This window comes from Candidatus Melainabacteria bacterium RIFOXYA2_FULL_32_9, from assembly GCA_001784615.1.
In the GTDB taxonomy this organism is placed as follows: Bacteria; Cyanobacteriota; Vampirovibrionia; order Gastranaerophilales; family UBA9579; genus UBA9579.
Window position 1 is genome coordinate 1 of the sequence record MFRQ01000016.1, and the last position, 16695, is coordinate 16695.

Genomic DNA, 16695 nt, shown 5'->3' on the forward strand with positions numbered 1-16695 from the left:
TTTAATATTTTCATAATAAGCTTGAGCTTGTTTTAATGCAGCTTGTGCACTTTCGACTCTTAATCTATAGTCTGTCGGTTCAACATAAGCTAGGATAGTACCTTTACCAACAAGACTGCCTTCTCTAAAATTAACTCTGCTTAGAGCTCCACTTGTTTCAGCACTTACAATAACTTCTTCAAAAGATTCTAGAGAACCTATGCTATCTATAGATGGTCGTATTTGCTTCTTTATAACATTAAATGTCTCTACATTTATTATATTTTCTTGGATTTCTATGCTTTTTGCTTCCTCGTTTTTTGAACATCCAGCGAGTGTAAAAATAACCAGGAAGGAAAATATTAAAGTTAATGCATTTTTATAATGCGTCATAGTTATTTACTCCTTTATTTTGAGCTCTCAAATCATTATCAATTTCTTTTAAAAACACACCTGTTGCTCTTTTAAGTATAAGAATGCCTATTTGGTAATCATACTGTGCATTTATAAGTTGTTGTTCTGTGGAAACCAGAAAATTATTAGCATCCACTATGTCTATACTATTGGCAAAACCTTCTTTAAACTGTTCAGATATTTTTTCATAATTATCTTTAGCTAATTTTAGCTGATCTTGAATTTTGCCAAGAACACTTTGTTGTGTCATTAAATTATAATAAGCATCATCTACCTCTAGGCTTATTGTGCTTTTAAGATCTTTGTATAATAATTCTGATTGTTTAAGCTTTGATTTGGCTTCATCAATCTCTGCTTTTCTTCTTCCTCCCTCGATAAGAGGTATCTTAAGGCTAATTTGTCCGTATATAACATCTTTATTATTAAAAGAAGTTGAGGGGGATGTGTCATTTCCTGTATAAGCAGCTTCAAGGGAAACATCAGGTAAATATGTACTCTTTACAAATCTAACCTGGTCTTTTGCGATCTGTGTTTGCAAGTCAAAACTCTTTAATTCTGTCCTATTAGTTACAGCTTGCTCTTTTAAACTTGCTAATTCATCAATATCAATTGATTCAAAAGAAGTCTCCCTAACTGTAAAATTATCTTCAATTTCGGTTAACTTTATCAGATTTGCTTTGGCCATTTTTAAATTATTTGTTGCTCTTATTACATCAGATTGCGCTTGTGAAACTTCAGCTTCTGCCCTTAGAACAACCGTTTTAGTGATCTCTCCAACTTTGAGTCTTAATTTTGTTACATCTTTATGTTTTTCTAACCTATTAAGATTTTCTTGAGCTATTTTCAATGTTTTTTGAGTTTTTAGAATATTATAATAAGCAGATGCGACATTTAATAAATAGTTTTCATTTACAGTTTTAAAATCAGTTTTGCTTTTCTCTATTTTTTTCTTACTCATATTTAAAGCAATGAACTCTCTTCCTCCAAGAGATAATGATTGTTCCAATTTTGCGCCCCAAGTATATGCATTTTCAGGTTGTATAGTGAAGCTTCCACCCGAAGCGGTTTTTGCTTTGTCATATCGCCTATAATCCCCAAAAGTAGATAGATTTGGTATAAGATCTGATAAGGTTTTATTCTTCTGGATTCTTGAAATTAAGACATCTTCTTTGGATATTTCTATAATTTCTGATTTTTCTATAGCAGCTTCGTAAAGATCGGCGAGAGAGTATTCAGGACAGACATTTTCTACTGCATATATTTGTTTATCTATAGATAAACAAAATATGAACATTAATAATATTGCTATAATCTTTGATTTTGTGCTGCTTTTCATTTTAATTTCCATTCATTATCAGCTATTAATTGTGAGTTTACCTAGTAATTTGCCTAATGTCACTATTTCTTCTTTTTGTAATTCTTGACAGAGTTTATTCTCAAAGTTAACTATATGAGAATAAATTGCTTCTGCTAATTTTCTTCCCTTTTCTGTTAGGTATACTTTGTATACTCTACGATCTTCAGTATTTATTTTTCTGATAAGCAACTTTTTTTCTTCTAGGATATCTATTAAACGGGTAATGTTTGGTTTTTGTTTTAATAGTTTATTTGCCAGTTTATTCTGATACTGCCCATCTTCCTTGCTTAAGGTGTACAAAACACCCCACTGCTCAGGTGTGATATCGAAACCTTTAGATATAAACATTTGTTTTATGGCTAACTTAATGCTTAAAGAACTCTTTCCAATCTGATATCCCACAAAGCTTTCTAACATCTTGAATCTACCACTTATTAATAATTAGTTAATATATTAACTATTACTATATTAACTAATAGTTGTCAATAACAGATTTAAGGACAGCGTAAAAAATACTTACGCATTTTTTATTGCGTCCTTAATCCATAACGTATTTTTCTAGGAATTGACTAAGATTTATTTCTGAGACTAATTTTATGAAATAAGCTAAAACCCCTACTTCAAGTCTTGTTAACCTGTAAGTAGAGGTTTTATATTAGAATAGCAATATTTCGCCAGATATTTATGCAGAATTACGTTAGAATTAGGTAATGTTAAATAAGAAACTAAAATCGAGGGAGTCATTGCGAACCTTGTAGCAGGGATATTTTCTATAATCGATGTTGCGACGCAATCTCAAAAACGTTATTTGCATTAAGATCACTTCGCAATTAAGACAAACGATAGTCTTCCATATTTAATATCTCGTGATGACTCATTACTTGACTATTATCCAGAATTTGAAAATTTAAAGAGAATTGATACAGATTAACAAATCAATGTAATATTAAGACACCTGTTTTTTGCTCTTTCTTCAAAATCATTCTGCCTAATATAAGCTGTAGATTTATCGTATAATTCCTTATAATGTCTTCTTTGTCCGGCTATACCTTTTATATGTACATTATATGCTAGTTTTAAATATCCTTTCATGACACTAAGGAGAGAGCTAAGGGTTGTAGCTTTTGAATTTCCGCCATTTCTTATTCCAAGGAAGTTGGGGACTTCAGCAAATAAATATCCTCTTCTTATAAGTTTAATTAGTAGTTCTGCCTGATAAAAGAATCCAAAATTGTTGATTTCAACTTCATCAAGTATTGCTCGTCTATAAAAAGTTGTTCCATTAGTGTAATTAAGGTTTATTCCAAAAGAAATATTAATTATTGACCTGTAAAGAGTAGAGATAAATCTTCTTTTTTTATCTCTTACTTCTCTATTGTGAATAAATGGGATAATAATATCTACATGATGCATTAAAGGAAGAAATGACAGTGCATCTTCAGGATCATTCTCATTGTCTCCCGGAAACATAACCACTACATCCATTGCAGAGCTTTTTATACCATCCCAGAATGAATATCCAATGCCTTCTGGTTTATCATGGCTTATTAATCTTACATTATTATGAATTTTAATTATATTTTCTACAATATTTCTTGTATTATCTGTACTCCCATCGTTAACTACAATTATTTCCCCCTGAATACTGTATTTCTTAAAGGCATCAAGAGTAGAAAATACAGCTTGCTCAATATTATTTTCTTCATTTAAAGAAGGCATTATAACAGATAAAGTTAAATTATCAGACATTTAAATCACTTCCACCCTATACGATTCCAACCAGTATGTTCAAAAATTTCTTTTACATCATTATACAATAAATCATAATAAACTAATTTAGTTATTTTTAGTCGTTTAATTAAGGACAGCGTAAAAAATACTTACGCATTTTTTATTGCGTTACTTATTTGCGATTAATTTAAGAAGATCTTTATGTTTTTTCTCTATATTTAGATTTTCAACAAAATCTATAGAGAGTTTTTCTTCTGATTTTAGATATATAGTACCAAATTTATCCATATAACCCTGAGTTATTGCCTTAAATACTTCTTCAAATTCATTTTTGGGGCTGGCTTTTTTCCAGTATGATTCTATTGCGTGGTAACATTGAGGATTTTCGCCAACATTTCCTGTTAAAGAATAAGCAAGATCTGAGCAGCCCCCTAGACAAACAAGACCGAATTCACAGGATTTACAGAAGCCTTTTAATGATAAATATCTGTTTAGCCTTTTATTCCATTTGCAGAGTTTTTTTGAGTGCCATATCTCTTTTAAAGATTGTTGTCTTAAATCTCCTTCTGTAAATTCATCCTGATAAATAGATAAACAGCCCTGAACTTTACCGTCACTTCTAATTCCAAGTACTCCTTTTCCAGCAGAGCATCCTGTCCATTGTGAATATGAAGTATGTCTAGGGATTACCTTTGAAAAATATCCATAATCATGAAGACATATGATTGCTAATTGCTTCATTGGGACAGTTATTCTGGACTGAGCAAAGAACAAACCTGATATATAATATTCAAATAAATCCAGGAATAAATCATTTTGCATTCTTCCATGAGGAGCAGCAAGTTGAATTTGCCAGGCTTTAAATGGAGAATTAATCAGTCTTTCTCGAAGCTGTGGTAATTCAGAAATATTAAGCTTATTTAAAGTAGTTATAGCAACTGCATTAAGACTTGTTTTATCAATATATTCCATTATATTGAAGATTTTATCAAACAGTCCTGGAACTTGTCTTATGTGGTCATTGGTTTCAGGATTCCCGCCATCTATACTTATACCAAGAGTTTTAATGCCTATGTCTGCCAGAAAATCAATTTTATCTTCGGTTAAAGCTATACCATTTGTTATTATCGAGACATCGACATTCCCTTGAATTAATCTTTTGATAATTTCATGCCAGTCAGGTCTGAGAAATAGTTCTCCCCCGATTAGATTTACAACTTTACAGCCAACTTCAGAAAGCTGGTCACATATATTGAGAGCTTCTTCTGTACTTAGTTCATCTTCTCTTGCATCTCCCGCTGACGAACCACAGTGAATACATCTGGCATTACATTTTAAAGTAATTTCCCAGACTACATTATGTAGCACTTTTTTCTTGAACATTTATATTCTCTTATTATAAGTTTATTTGCTTAAACATTAGTCGATAACCTATTATTTATCATTAGGCTTTACTGTAGGATAGGTATCAAAGATGTCATCAGTGTAATATACACCATATTTTGTAACATATCCACCGGGATCACTATAAGTAGGCTTTTGAACATTAGTATTTTGATTATCGGGCTTCTGTTCAGCAGGTTTTTTATGACAGAATAATCTTTGTATTATTGATTTTTTTTGACTATTAGGATCTTTTTGAGATTTGCTTAGAACTGCCGGACTAAAAAGAAGATTTGATATGAGAAGTATTGATAAGAACTTGTAAACTTGTTTAAACATATGTCCTCCTATTACTTTTATCATTATAAAGTTTTTAATTATTGATCATTAGGTGAAGGGTATGTGCGATAAATATCATCTATAATCTGTACACCGTATAAGGTAGTAAATTTGCCTGAATCATCATTATATGGTGGCATTTTTTCAAGATTGGGATCTCTATTAATAGGATCTTGATTATTAATGGGTTCTTCATTATCTGTATTATTAGCTTTATCATTGTTCTGGCAAACAGTTGCAGAGAAACTCTCAGTGTTTTTCTGTGATTTAGTTAAACCGGCTGGGCTAAAAATAAGATTTGATATTAGGAGTACTGATAAAAATCTATATATTTGCTTAATCATTCGTTCTCCTTTAATATTCTTAATTTTAGTTGAACTAATTTTAGCATAGTTTAATCATTAACTTTTATAATTTTCTTAAATAAATACAGGATCCTGAGAATTTATTTCTCCACTGAAAACATGTGCTGCTTCTCTACAGCCACAGTCGCATTCAGACAGGCTATTGCAGTCATTACAGGATGATGGGATATATTCTTTCTGGGTAAAACTTTTCCAGTAACTGTTAGACTTTAGAGATTCAAACTCTGAAAAATGACAAAGCTCAATTGGTGAATGATTGCAGGTTCTGATAAATCCGGAAGGTCCAACTACAAAGAAGTTTATTGCTGCTGAGCATTTGGTAGATACTTTTAAATATGAATACTTGCTTGTATCAATAATACATTTAGGAAGCTCTGTTCCAACGCTTCCTTTTCTATTAGCCGTTTTTAAAACCTCTTCAGCTATATCAAGCATCTTATTTATATCTTCTATAGAAAGTAAAAGTTCTTTGGCATATTTTAGCCCTCGTCCACCAGGAAGAAATCTGTTTAATAGAAGTGAATCTGCTCCTGCTATTAGGGCTTCAGATATGGTTTCATATAATTCAAACAGGTTTTTCTTGGTTACTGTGATATTTACAGTTGTAGTAATACCCATTTCCTTGGCTTTGGTGAAATTTTTGAGAATTTTCTGGTAATTACCTGATTGAGTATGATATTTAAATGTCCTAAGACCCGGTAAACTCATACTTAGATGAATATTATTATCTTTACAAAGAGAAAGTGCTTCATCATTAACAAGTTCGCCATTAGAGATTAAGTACAATTTTGGTGGTTTTTTCTCTGAAACCAAAATCCCATCTTTGGTTTCAATATATTCTGATATGCAGGAACCTGCAAACTCGATAATTTCTTTGAGGTCTTTTCTTAATAAAGCTTCTCCTCCGGTAAATGCAATATTACAAACACCTTTTTCAGCCATCAGCTTTATGCAGTCTTTCCATTCCTGAAGACTTAATTCTTTTCTCTTTTTAAAATCATTCTTTGCTTCCCAGGGACATGAGCAAAAAAGGCATTTATGATTGCATTTATAAGTCATTTCCAGAACGCAGGTTGCAGGAAGAAATGATGGAGCCAGTTTTGAAGTTAGATTATTTTCCATTATTTTTTATCTTTATCTATTTTTATCTTTATTCCGAGCAATTCTTCCAGACGAGCTTCATCGTTTGCTAAAGGAACTTTCTCATAGTAATTGTCGTGCTCTTTTATTCCTTCTGAATATTCATAAAGCAGCATTATATCATCTTTAGTGATATCACAGGTTTTATGCGGGTTTGAATCTTTGCTGGCTTTTACTATAAGACATAAGTCTCGAGTCTTTGTGTTTGGACTGCATTTATCGCAAAACTGAGACTCATCCAATTTTACATATATTTTTTTTATTTTTTTAACAAGATTACGGTAAGAAGGTATTGAATCAAGTGTTCCACTCGCATATATCGGATATAAAGTCATTTCTCCGCACACAGGGCATATATATTCTGCTCTTTCAGGTGGGGCTGCTACCTTATAACACATTGCGCCTACTGGCTCTTTCCAGCTATCAGAATTTTGGGGTAATTGCTCGAGCTTATTAGCATATTCAAATTTTGAGAGTTGATCCCATGCTGAATTGCTATTATCTTTCGCTAGTGTGTATCCTGTAAATCCTACGAAAACAGCAATAAATATGACTAAAATAAAGATAAAACTATACCACATATATTCTACTTTCATTCAGTATTAAAATTATAATTTTACCGTTGCTCCAAGCAACTCTTCTAAGCGATCTTTGTAATTTATTATAGGAAATTTCCCATAATATGTACTATGCTCTTTTATTCCTTCTGAATATTCATAAAGCAGGTTTATATCCTCTTCAGTAATATCGCTAGTTCTTTGTGGTATTAAGTTTTTATGATTTTTGGGTTTTATTAAGAGGTATAGTTTACGGGTCTCGATATTTGGACTACATTTCTCGCAAAGTTCAGATTCATCGAGTTTAACATCCAGTTTTTTTATTTTTTTAATAAGACTACGATAATAAGATATTTTACTAAGATCAGTGCCTCCTATATCAAAAAAACTGGAATATAAGGTCATTTCTCCGCAAACTGGACATATATATTGATCCCTATCTGGTGGAGCTGCTGTATCATAACACATTGCACTTACAGGTTCTTCCCAGGTATTAGGATTTTGAGGTAACTGTTCTAGTTTATTAGCATATTCAGACTTTGAAAGCTGATCCAATGTTGAATTATTATTATCTTTCGCTAGTGTATAACCTGTAAACCCAACAAAAGCAATGATAAACACAATTATAATAAAAATAACATTACACCACATATATTCTTCCTTACAGTTAATATATTATTTTTAAAATTAACGGTTATTCATAACCGTTAATTTTATTGTTTTAAGCTTTTATCTTGGCATTGGTGGAGGAGTAGTCTTCAAACTTCTGTACTTCTTAGGAGTATAAGGATTACTTCCATCAGAGTTTCTTAATAACTGTGGAGTTGGATGTTCTCCTGCGTCTCTTAAATCAACTACAGTTGATGAACCACAATTTGTATCAAAACCACAACCTGCAGTAGATCTGGCACCTTCATCAGAAGAGCTGTGAGCCGCATTATTTCCATAGTAATCAGTGTCTTGTGCTTGGTTCCATGCACTTTGAGCAAAACATTTTGCGCTAACTACACCTGATGCAGCCAGTATTATAAAAAGAACAATAATTTTTTTCATGGTATTTCCTTGTCATCTTATGTTTGTTATTATGATTTAGTCGTCAGAGTCTCTCAACAACTGTGGCGTGGGATGTTTACCTGCGCCTCTTAAATCTACAGCTGGAGGACTAGTTGATGGAGTGTCAAAATTATACCCCGAAGTACTGCTTGCACCTTCATAATCGTACGAACCATTGGTATAGCAGTTAGAGCCACTATCGTCAGCAGTTTGCTGTAGCTGTCCCCATGCGCTTTGAGCAAAGCATTTTGTGTTAACTGTGCTTGATGCTGCCAGTAGCATTAAAACAATAAATATCTTTTTCATGGTGCCTCCAAGTTATTTTAATGGAGTGATTATAACTGAAAATTTCAAAATAGAATAGCTTATTTTATGTTTTCTTTTGTAAGGATTTGTTTGATTTCGTTTACATTTTTGCTTAATGAACGTATAAAATGTAAATGCAATGCCAATAGGACTAAAATCCCCAATGCTAAAAGACTTAACACCAAAGATGCTGAAATTATAACAATTATAAATAATTCATATACGCTTAACATAATAAAACCCTATTTTCGTTCCTGCAATAATTCCCATTTTGTAATCTCATCTTTAGCATTCTGGATATCAGGAGCATCGGGAGCTAATTTTATATAAATATTCATACATTCAATAGCCTTGTCGTAATTCTTTAAGCCACTATTGAGTCCTGCAATATTGTAATAAAGTTTTGGGATATAAGGAGCTAACTTGAGAGCCCTTTTGCATTCATTTAAAGCACCATTTAGGTCATTTTGTTTAACTAGTACATCAGCTCTTACCATATGTCTTCTTGCTTCTTCTGACAATGATAGAGAAGCAGGATATTCCTGTAATAAAGTTAAAATATTATTTCTTATTTCTTCTTCTTGCTTTTCATCATTAGCGTATGAAAAAGCTAGTGTATATTCATTTAATGCTTCTTTCAAGAAACCTTCTTGCTCTAATTTAACAGCTTTTTCATTATGCGTCTGTGCTAATTTAGTTAATTCTAATGATAAAACTTGATACTCCTTCCAAATAGGTCCTGCTGTATAAGATATTTCTTTTGTTGGTAGATAACTAACAGCTTCATTAGCCTTACCCAGTTTTAAATAAGCAGTAGCTTTACCTAGCTTTATTAATTCTTCATCAGATGGAAATGGAGTAAAGAGATAATAAACATCAAATCCATAAAGCCTTTCATTTTCCGGCAATTTAGCGCTTGCCAGAATTTTTATTGCCTCATTATAATTACCCTTATCATTATTTGCCAATCCCCATGCCAGCTTTGCATTAAAAGATTCAGGATTATATTTTATTGCCATTTGAGCATCAGAATGAGCTTTCTCAGACTCGCCTTGCGCTCTATAGATTAAACTTCTTACTCCATATACTTTAGCCAACCTGGCAAGAACATCTTTATCTCTGGTATTTTCTCTAACTAGTTTTTTCTCCAGGATAACTTTATCTGCTTTTTTGACAGGATTGTTGTATCTTTCTATTTTTAATGTTACTTCTGTTCCAACCGGTCCTGAAATCTCATTTACTATATCATTTGAGGATTTACCTTTTGCTTTTTTTCCATCGATTGCAACTATCCTGTCTCCAAATTGAAGACCTGCTTTTTCAGCAGGACTATCAGGTCTTACTGAAAATACATAATGATAACAGTCAAAAGATGATTTTAGATAAGCAGAATCTCGGATAACCATTCCTACCCTTCCATTATCAGCTTTATCAATATAATCATTAATTAGTTTAAGTGCCTCAGTATAATTACCTGCATTATAAGAAGCCCAAGCTGTTGCCATTATTGAAGGATAATCATCATAAGATACATAACCTGTTTTATAACGTATCTGATTCACATAAGAACTTGTTGAAGTGTTCCAAATAAGTTTATTATAAGGAATAGAATAAGTTGTATTTTTTGTATTTTGTATAGCATCATTATAAGCAGCCAGTGCTGCATCATATTGCCCATTTTGGGCTAAATAATAGGCAAGGCTTATATACATCGGCAAATATTTTTTAGGACTTATATCATCACTCTTAATTTGTATAGCTTTTCTGATGGTATCAACCGCTTTATCATATTGTCCTTTTTCTCCTGAGATCACTCCTAAGAAATAATAAGCAAGCTCATTATTGGGCATTTGTTCTATGGCTTTTACTGCTAAATTTATGGCTGCATCATAATTGTGATCTCTTAAATAGAAATAAGCCAGTATTCTATTCTTTCTTGACAAATTTATTTCAGCGTATGTGTATCTATTATGTAAGTCAATAGCATCTTTTGCCTGATTTGCATAATCATAGATCACTGTACATTGAAATAAATTTGTATCATTTGCAATACACATGCCTGGACTTACTTCATTGAGTTTTTTTAGTGTCTTTGCTGCTTCCTGATATTCTCCCTTTCCATAATAAGCATTTGCAAGGTCAAAATAAGCCTTTCCAAAATCTAGATAATAGCTTGAAGGAGTGGTTTTAGAATTTGTTACCAGTCCACCCAGTTCTATTGCTTTTTTATAGTTAACAATAGCAGTATCGTAATCCCCAACTGCTGCATAATTCTTTCCAAGCCAGTAATATGCATTAGGGTTATCAGGCTGTTGTTCAAGCACAAGTTTAAAGTGACCTGCACTGTATAAATAGTCCCCATAATTATAAGAGCCAATGCCTTGCTGTTGTAGATATTCAGGACTACAGCCACCAATTAAGATTACTGTAGAAAACATTACCAGTATTAATGATAATTTACGCAGTAAACTTACCTTTTTCATATATTCAACTCCTGTTTATTAGTTTTTAAGCTTTGCTATTGGTATATCGGGTTCTGATAACTTTAAATGTTGTCAGATTATAACAGAACTTTCAGCGTTAACTTAAGAAAAGTGTCCACTATTACCTAGGTTTTTTAATAAAGTTTCCGTTAACTTCTTTATAGTTATAATGAATTGTTAATCCCTGCTCAGCCGTTAATCGTTTCATTTGAAGGGCTTTTACATATTCAGGGCTGCATTCTTTTTTACCGCTGGCACACTGCATGATTTCTCTATCGGAGCCATAGTACATCTCTCTTAGCTCTCCTTCAGTTTTACCAGGAGTTAATAAATCTGAATTATTAGTTTTAGGCACATTAGATACTGGTGTAGTCTGAGGTTCCAATTTAGGCACTTTAAATTCATCGTTAGCAGGATTTTTTGTATAACCCATAGGCGGCACATAAGAGCCTTTTAAGTTTCTAACCGGATCAGAATCATCTAAGGACTTAAGTGGAGTATCTATATTATCTATTTTAGGATTTGTATCAGCTTGATAATCTCTAATCCAGTTCTGAGCCTCTTTTTTCTTTTTAGCTTCTTCCTGCTTTTTTTTAGCTTCAGCTTCTTCAGCCTGTTTTTTCGCCTCTAAAGCCTTTTGCTTAGCCTGTGCTTGCATTTGTGCGTAAACACTATCTACAATGTCATTTCTCATCTGTGGCGTGAGAAGGGAACCTGAAGAATGTTTGGGATGTGTCTTTGGCTTTGTGTAGGTATTTGGTGAATTATCATTTGATTCTGAAGAGGGAGGTGGTGAAGGAGTTGCTGGCATGGGAATATTTGTGTTGCTATTGAAATTAAAACCGCCATTACCATCAAAATCGACCTTACCTCCATAAGAGGCATTAACATTCAATAAATATGATATTGTTAAAATCAATAAATAACTTAACTTAACCTTATAACTTTTCATCCACTAAATACCTTTTCTAATTTAACCCTTTAAATTAAATTTATCAGGTTAATAGTCTTTATAGAAGAAATTTATTATTTTTCTTACTATTTTTAGTAATGTTTATTAATGAAAAGTTTAATTGATTGTAGGCATTAAGACTCAGTTATTTAATCAATTTAAAACTTTTTAATGCTTTTAGAAAGGACGGGATTATTTGATTTGTGTCTTTATACTTAGTCCTTATTTACTGTTGAAACTATCTCGAATAGCATTTGCTACACTTTACCGTCTTTTTCGTTTATTCTAACTGATTCTATTGGAGAATTAGACAAATTTTTTAGGATCTTGAACTATAGCCAAACTCTTTTAATGATAAGTCTTTTTTACGCCAGTCTTTTTTGACTTTTACAAATAATTCCAGAAATACTTTCGAGTCTAGAACTTTTTCTATTTCACCACGGGCTTCGGTTCCAATTTTTTTGATCATAGAACCCTTATCACCAATAATTATGCCTTTTTGTGAATCGTGCTCTACATAAATAGTCGCAGCTATATTAACAATATTAGGCTTTTCTTCATATTTATCTATAGTAACTGCTACACTATGTGGTATTTCCTCATGTGTATTGACCAGAATTCTTTCCCTGATCATCTCTTCAACAATAGCTCGCATATTTTGATCGGTTATTTCTTCATCAGGGTAATATTGAGGTCCTTTAGGCAACTTACGATAAATATTTTTTATAAGATCATCAATATTTCTACCTGTTTTAGCAGAAATTTTAATTACAGGAATTTGCTTGTCCTTAAACAATTCCTTGTAACTATCTATATTCTCATCTCTTTTTTCCATAGATTTAATCTGATCAACTTTATTTACAACCATCATTATCGGAGTATCAGTCTCCAGTAAATTGTTTATGATCCATCTATCCCCAGGACCTGCTGTTTCCGTTCCATCGACAAGATATAAAACTAAATCTGCATCTGGTATAGCTAATCTCGCTTCTTCCAGTAAAAACTCTCCAAGCTTATGTAAGGGTCTATGGATGCCTGGGGTATCAACAAAAATTATTTGGCCTTTTTCAGAGGTATAAATGCCCCTGATTCTTTTTCTTGTGGTCTGAGGCTTTTCACTGGTAATAACAACTTTTTGACCAATTATTTTATTTAATAAAGTAGATTTTCCAACATTAGGTCTGCCAATTATTGCAACAAATCCTGATTTATATGTCATTATAGTTACTCCAAAACAATCTATCTCTATAATATAAATTAGGCAGTTAAAAGTAAACTGCCTAATCTGGTTTTAATTTCCTGTAACTCAATTTATGTATAATTAATCTTCTTCTATTTCCTGTACATCTGTGAAACCGTCTTCTTTATAGAGAATTACTCTGACAATCTTATGCCCGTCCATACTCTCTACTTTCATTTTAATGCCATTCGCCTCAACTTCATCACCAACTTCAGGCTCTCTTCCAACAAGTCCAAATACATAACCGCCTATTGTCTGGAAATCTTCAGTTGGTAAATCAAGATTGAAACGTTCATTTAAATCATAAATTTCTGTTTTTGAACTAACTATTAAAGTATTCTCATCAACTTTTATTATCTCAGTGTCTGGAATATCATATTCATCCCAGATTTCTCCCACAATTTCCTCAAGCACATCCTCTACGGTCACAATCCCTGCAACACCACCGTGTTCATCAACAACCGCAGCAATCTGAGCTTTACTTCTTGTAAACTCATTTAACATGTCACTTATAGATTTATTTTCTGGAACAATTATTAATTCTCTTGCTAGATCTTCGAGCTTAACATTGTCTTTATCGTTATTTTTCAGAACAGCTAAAACGTCTTTAGCATTAATAACGCCAATAATGTTATCTACACTTTCTCTATACACAGGAATTCTTGTATGTCCTGAAATTATAATTTTGTCCATTAACTCATCAACGCTTGCCTCAGCATCAATAAAATCAATATTAGTTCTTGGAACCATAATTTCCCAAACAACTGTATTCGTAAAATCAAAGAACTTAGAGAGCATTTTTGCTTCTTGCGGTTTTAGTACTCCAGTATCTTTACCTTCATCAATTAGACTTTCAAATTTCTCGCCCCAATTTTCTTCAGTATCATCAGCCTGAACTTCAATAGTTATATGAGCAATGTTTTTAACTTTCTCTTTGATTTTTTCTTCAAGTTTATCGGCAATATCATCTGCATCTTTAACCTGAGTTTCCGGATCAACTTCAATTTCCATATTAACAATAAGACCTGAAGATCCCATATCCATTGTTTTTAGGTCATGAACCTGAGATATACCGTTGACATTAGAAGCTATTGTCCTTATCAATTCTTCAATTTGAGGTTTAGCAGCAGCACCTGTTAAAGAATTCATATTGTATCTTAACAGGTAAATAACAAGCCCAAATAGCATAAAACCAATTATTATTGATGCAACAGCATCAGGAATGTACGCAATTGATTCATTAACAAAGAATTTAGATATAGTTATAGCAATAAGCGCAACTATAACACCAGTTAAAGCTGCTATATCCTCGTACCATACAAATTTAGTTGTCGGGCTTTTAATGTGATGTATATGTTTGAATGATTTTAAGAAAGCATCAAACTTGCTTTTAACCTCAATTTCAGCTTCTTCAACGACTGCAATACTTGCACTAGTTACAGCCCAGATTTCAAAAGCAATACTTACAAATAAAGTAATTGCAATTAGGTGATAATTTTTCAATAATTCATGGATATGTTCATTTCCATAAATTAATCTCATGCCACCACTATATAATGATACAATCGTACCAATTAACATTAATAAGCAGGCGAAAAGCGCCCAGACATTTGCTTCCAGACCATATCCAAATGGATGGAATTTATCAGCTGGTCTACTACCTCTTTTTAATCCTACTAATAAGCAAAGACTGTTAAAACTATCTGCTGCTGAGTGTATAGCTTCTGACAACATAGCAGAACTTCTGCTGAAAAACCAGCATATAAGCTTAATTCCAGCTATTCCAAGATTTGCAATTAATGCTCGCCATACTGCGAGTTCTGATACGATACTTTCTGGTTGTTTTGATAGTTCACTATAGTTTTTTGTTGATATATATACCTGGTGACTATCGCTATCTATATTACCATATGAGTCTGATGACATAGATTCTTGTTCCCCTTACACACTCTTCATACACGGGAACGAATCATCATTCTCAAGTCTGATCATGAATGTCCCTCTTTAACTAACCTTTATTTTTGTATTACATTAACATAATAGCAAATTTATTTGAAGTTTGCTTATATATTTTTAAATAATGGTAAAGCAGTAATTATATAATTCAAAACATAGAAGAATCAACATCACGTATTCCGTTGTAATATCTCGCTTATAGCTAGATAAAAATTCTTATAAATAGAAATGTTCAAAAATATTAGCACTTTAACAATCTTAAAATTTTTTAAGATTGTTAATTTTTCCAAATTGCACATATGCTTATTTAGTACTTTGAGCAATTAATTATGGAGATGGGAATGTTTTCGTAGGAGCCTTGCCTGTGCGAAGCTAACAGGCACAGCGACGGAGAAAATATTCCCATTGAAATTATTCGGTCAATCCATTGGTGAACTGTTCCATAAATTCAGGGGGTAAATTATTTCCGTCGCTAACGCACATAATTAAGACTGGAATAATTGATGCCTTGAAAAAGTGACTTTATCACCTTAAATTGACATGGTGCACAGGTTCCTCCAATAAAACATATCCCAATCATCATTATTTTTGAAACAAAGTATCTCTATTTTCCAGATAAGGCTACATAGCCTGTATAATTCATAATAGCCACGTGGTTTATATTCAATGAGTCATTGTACAGCACAACCACCAATGATATATTCCGTAGTACAAGGTAATATTGTTATTCAGCGTATAATTCAGTTCAATAAGAAAGGAATACTATGAAAGCTAGTGTAAATAAAAACGCCTGTATAGGTTGCAGTATTTGTATTGATATTTGTCCTGCTGTGTTCGAGTTTGATCCACAAGGATTATCAGAAGCAACTACAACATTCATTTCTCCAACATTAGAACATGATACAAAAGCGGCTGCAGAAGCCTGCCCGACTCAAGCAATCTCGGTTATGTAAATAAATAAGGGGGAAATTATGAAATCTCGAGACGTAATGACAAAATTTATAAAAATGTGTCGCCCTGAATGTACAGCTAAAGATGCAGTTCAAGTTATGAAAGAACTAAATTGTGGTGCGGTTCCTGTTGTTAATGAAAATAATGAAATTTTAGGCATAGTAACTGACAGAGATATTGCACTGTACACTGTTTTAAATAATAAAGACCCCGAAAAAACGCTGGTAAAAGAATTTATGTCTAAACCAGTTGTTACCTGTCATCCTGATGATGATATAGATGTAGTAATAGAAAAAATGAGGAAAAATAAAGTTAGAAGAATTCCTGTAGTTGATGAAAATAATAAAGTTGTAGGAATAATTTCACTTGGAGATATTGCTGTTATTTCAGGTGAAGAACACGAAACCTACGAAGCTTTAGAAGATATTTCAACTCCAGTATCCGGTGCAAAGTAAATATACAATCATATAAGAAGGGAAATAATTATTT

Annotated in this window: 17 protein-coding genes and 1 pseudogene; 2 read left to right on the forward strand and 16 right to left on the reverse strand. The window is 32.4% G+C overall.

Annotation, left to right across the window (positions count from 1 at the left end):
- The 16 genes and pseudogenes from A2255_03740 to A2255_03815 all read right to left on the reverse strand — a co-directional run bounded on the left by A2255_03740 (position 1) and on the right by A2255_03815 (position 15225).
- Positions 1–372: pseudogene (locus A2255_03740) on the reverse strand (hypothetical protein).
- Positions 359–1729, reverse strand: coding sequence for a hypothetical protein (locus A2255_03745; protein ID OGI23174.1), 1371 nt, complete (start codon positions 1727–1729; stop codon positions 359–361). Before A2255_03745 ends, A2255_03740 begins: the two are co-directional and overlap by 14 nt.
- Before the next feature lie 18 nt (positions 1730–1747).
- Complete coding sequence (locus A2255_03750) at positions 1748–2167, reverse strand: hypothetical protein (GenBank protein ID OGI23175.1); 420 nt, start codon at positions 2165–2167, stop codon at positions 1748–1750.
- A 510-nt stretch (positions 2168–2677) separates the two neighbouring features.
- Positions 2678–3499 carry a hypothetical protein gene (locus tag A2255_03755; GenBank protein ID OGI23176.1) on the reverse strand — a complete coding sequence of 274 codons (822 nt, stop codon included), beginning with the start codon at positions 3497–3499 and terminating at the stop codon, positions 2678–2680.
- 150 nt (positions 3500–3649) lie between these two features.
- Positions 3650–4864, reverse strand: coding sequence for a hypothetical protein (locus tag A2255_03760; GenBank protein OGI23177.1), 1215 nt, complete (start codon positions 4862–4864; stop codon positions 3650–3652).
- A 51-nt stretch (positions 4865–4915) separates the two neighbouring features.
- Positions 4916–5203: a hypothetical protein gene (locus tag A2255_03765; GenBank protein OGI23178.1), complete on the reverse strand. Its 288-nt coding sequence runs from the start codon at positions 5201–5203 to the stop codon at positions 4916–4918.
- A gap of 38 nt (positions 5204–5241) precedes the next feature.
- A complete protein-coding gene (locus A2255_03770; GenBank protein OGI23179.1) occupies positions 5242–5547 on the reverse strand; it encodes a hypothetical protein in 306 nt (101 codons plus the stop codon).
- Between the two features lie 75 nt (positions 5548–5622).
- Complete coding sequence (locus A2255_03775) at positions 5623–6690, reverse strand: hypothetical protein (GenBank protein ID OGI23180.1); 1068 nt, start codon at positions 6688–6690, stop codon at positions 5623–5625.
- Entirely contained in the window at positions 6690–7304 is a 615-nt protein-coding gene (locus A2255_03780; GenBank protein OGI23181.1) for a hypothetical protein, read from the reverse strand. Before A2255_03780 ends, A2255_03775 begins: the two co-directional genes overlap by 1 nt.
- Before the next feature lie 12 nt (positions 7305–7316).
- Positions 7317–7916: a hypothetical protein gene (locus A2255_03785; GenBank protein OGI23182.1), complete on the reverse strand. Its 600-nt coding sequence runs from the start codon at positions 7914–7916 to the stop codon at positions 7317–7319.
- Positions 7917–7994: 78 nt separating this feature from the next.
- A complete protein-coding gene (locus A2255_03790; protein OGI23183.1) occupies positions 7995–8318 on the reverse strand; it encodes a hypothetical protein in 324 nt (107 codons plus the stop codon).
- Between the two features lie 36 nt (positions 8319–8354).
- Positions 8355–8624, reverse strand: a complete 270-nt coding sequence (locus tag A2255_03795; protein ID OGI23184.1) for a hypothetical protein — start codon at positions 8622–8624, stop codon at positions 8355–8357.
- Positions 8625–8866: 242 nt separating this feature from the next.
- Positions 8867–11107, reverse strand: coding sequence for a hypothetical protein (locus A2255_03800; GenBank protein ID OGI23185.1), 2241 nt, complete (start codon positions 11105–11107; stop codon positions 8867–8869).
- A gap of 121 nt (positions 11108–11228) precedes the next feature.
- A complete protein-coding gene (locus A2255_03805; protein ID OGI23186.1) occupies positions 11229–12059 on the reverse strand; it encodes a hypothetical protein in 831 nt (276 codons plus the stop codon).
- A gap of 319 nt (positions 12060–12378) precedes the next feature.
- Positions 12379–13278, reverse strand: coding sequence for a GTPase Era (locus A2255_03810; GenBank protein OGI23187.1), 900 nt, complete (start codon positions 13276–13278; stop codon positions 12379–12381).
- Between the two features lie 102 nt (positions 13279–13380).
- On the reverse strand, positions 13381–15225 hold the full coding sequence (locus A2255_03815) for a hypothetical protein (GenBank protein ID OGI23188.1): 1845 nt from the start codon (positions 15223–15225) through the stop codon (positions 13381–13383).
- Between the two features lie 794 nt (positions 15226–16019).
- Between A2255_03815 and A2255_03820 the strand changes: the two genes are divergently transcribed.
- Both A2255_03820 and A2255_03825 read left to right on the forward strand, forming a co-directional pair.
- On the forward strand, positions 16020–16208 hold the full coding sequence (locus A2255_03820; GenBank protein OGI23189.1) for a hypothetical protein: 189 nt from the start codon (positions 16020–16022) through the stop codon (positions 16206–16208).
- 18 nt (positions 16209–16226) lie between these two features.
- The gene (locus tag A2255_03825) at positions 16227–16661 is read left to right on the forward strand and encodes a hypothetical protein (protein OGI23190.1); all 435 of its coding nucleotides are present in this window, start codon (positions 16227–16229) and stop codon (positions 16659–16661) included.
- Positions 16662–16695 lie beyond the last annotated feature (34 nt).

Coding starts and splice junctions, on each gene's coding strand:
- A2255_03760 (OGI23177.1), bottom strand. CDS start 4,864: ATGTTCAAGAAAAAAGTGCTACATAATGTAGTCTGGGAAATTACTTTA.
- A2255_03805 (OGI23186.1), bottom strand. CDS start 12,059: ATGAAAAGTTATAAGGTTAAGTTAAGTTATTTATTGATTTTAACAATA.
- A2255_03825 (OGI23190.1), top strand. CDS start 16,227: ATGAAATCTCGAGACGTAATGACAAAATTTATAAAAATGTGTCGCCCT.
- A2255_03790 (OGI23183.1), bottom strand. CDS start 8,318: ATGAAAAAAATTATTGTTCTTTTTATAATACTGGCTGCATCAGGTGTA.
- A2255_03795 (OGI23184.1), bottom strand. CDS start 8,624: ATGAAAAAGATATTTATTGTTTTAATGCTACTGGCAGCATCAAGCACA.
- A2255_03765 (OGI23178.1), bottom strand. CDS start 5,203: ATGTTTAAACAAGTTTACAAGTTCTTATCAATACTTCTCATATCAAAT.
- A2255_03820 (OGI23189.1), top strand. CDS start 16,020: ATGAAAGCTAGTGTAAATAAAAACGCCTGTATAGGTTGCAGTATTTGT.
- A2255_03780 (OGI23181.1), bottom strand. CDS start 7,304: ATGAAAGTAGAATATATGTGGTATAGTTTTATCTTTATTTTAGTCATA.
- A2255_03755 (OGI23176.1), bottom strand. CDS start 3,499: ATGTCTGATAATTTAACTTTATCTGTTATAATGCCTTCTTTAAATGAA.
- A2255_03750 (OGI23175.1), bottom strand. CDS start 2,167: ATGTTAGAAAGCTTTGTGGGATATCAGATTGGAAAGAGTTCTTTAAGC.
- A2255_03785 (OGI23182.1), bottom strand. CDS start 7,916: ATGTGGTGTAATGTTATTTTTATTATAATTGTGTTTATCATTGCTTTT.
- A2255_03745 (OGI23174.1), bottom strand. CDS start 1,729: ATGAAAAGCAGCACAAAATCAAAGATTATAGCAATATTATTAATGTTC.
- A2255_03770 (OGI23179.1), bottom strand. CDS start 5,547: ATGATTAAGCAAATATATAGATTTTTATCAGTACTCCTAATATCAAAT.
- A2255_03815 (OGI23188.1), bottom strand. CDS start 15,225: ATGTCATCAGACTCATATGGTAATATAGATAGCGATAGTCACCAGGTA.
- A2255_03810 (OGI23187.1), bottom strand. CDS start 13,278: ATGACATATAAATCAGGATTTGTTGCAATAATTGGCAGACCTAATGTT.
- A2255_03800 (OGI23185.1), bottom strand. CDS start 11,107: ATGAAAAAGGTAAGTTTACTGCGTAAATTATCATTAATACTGGTAATG.
- A2255_03775 (OGI23180.1), bottom strand. CDS start 6,690: ATGGAAAATAATCTAACTTCAAAACTGGCTCCATCATTTCTTCCTGCA.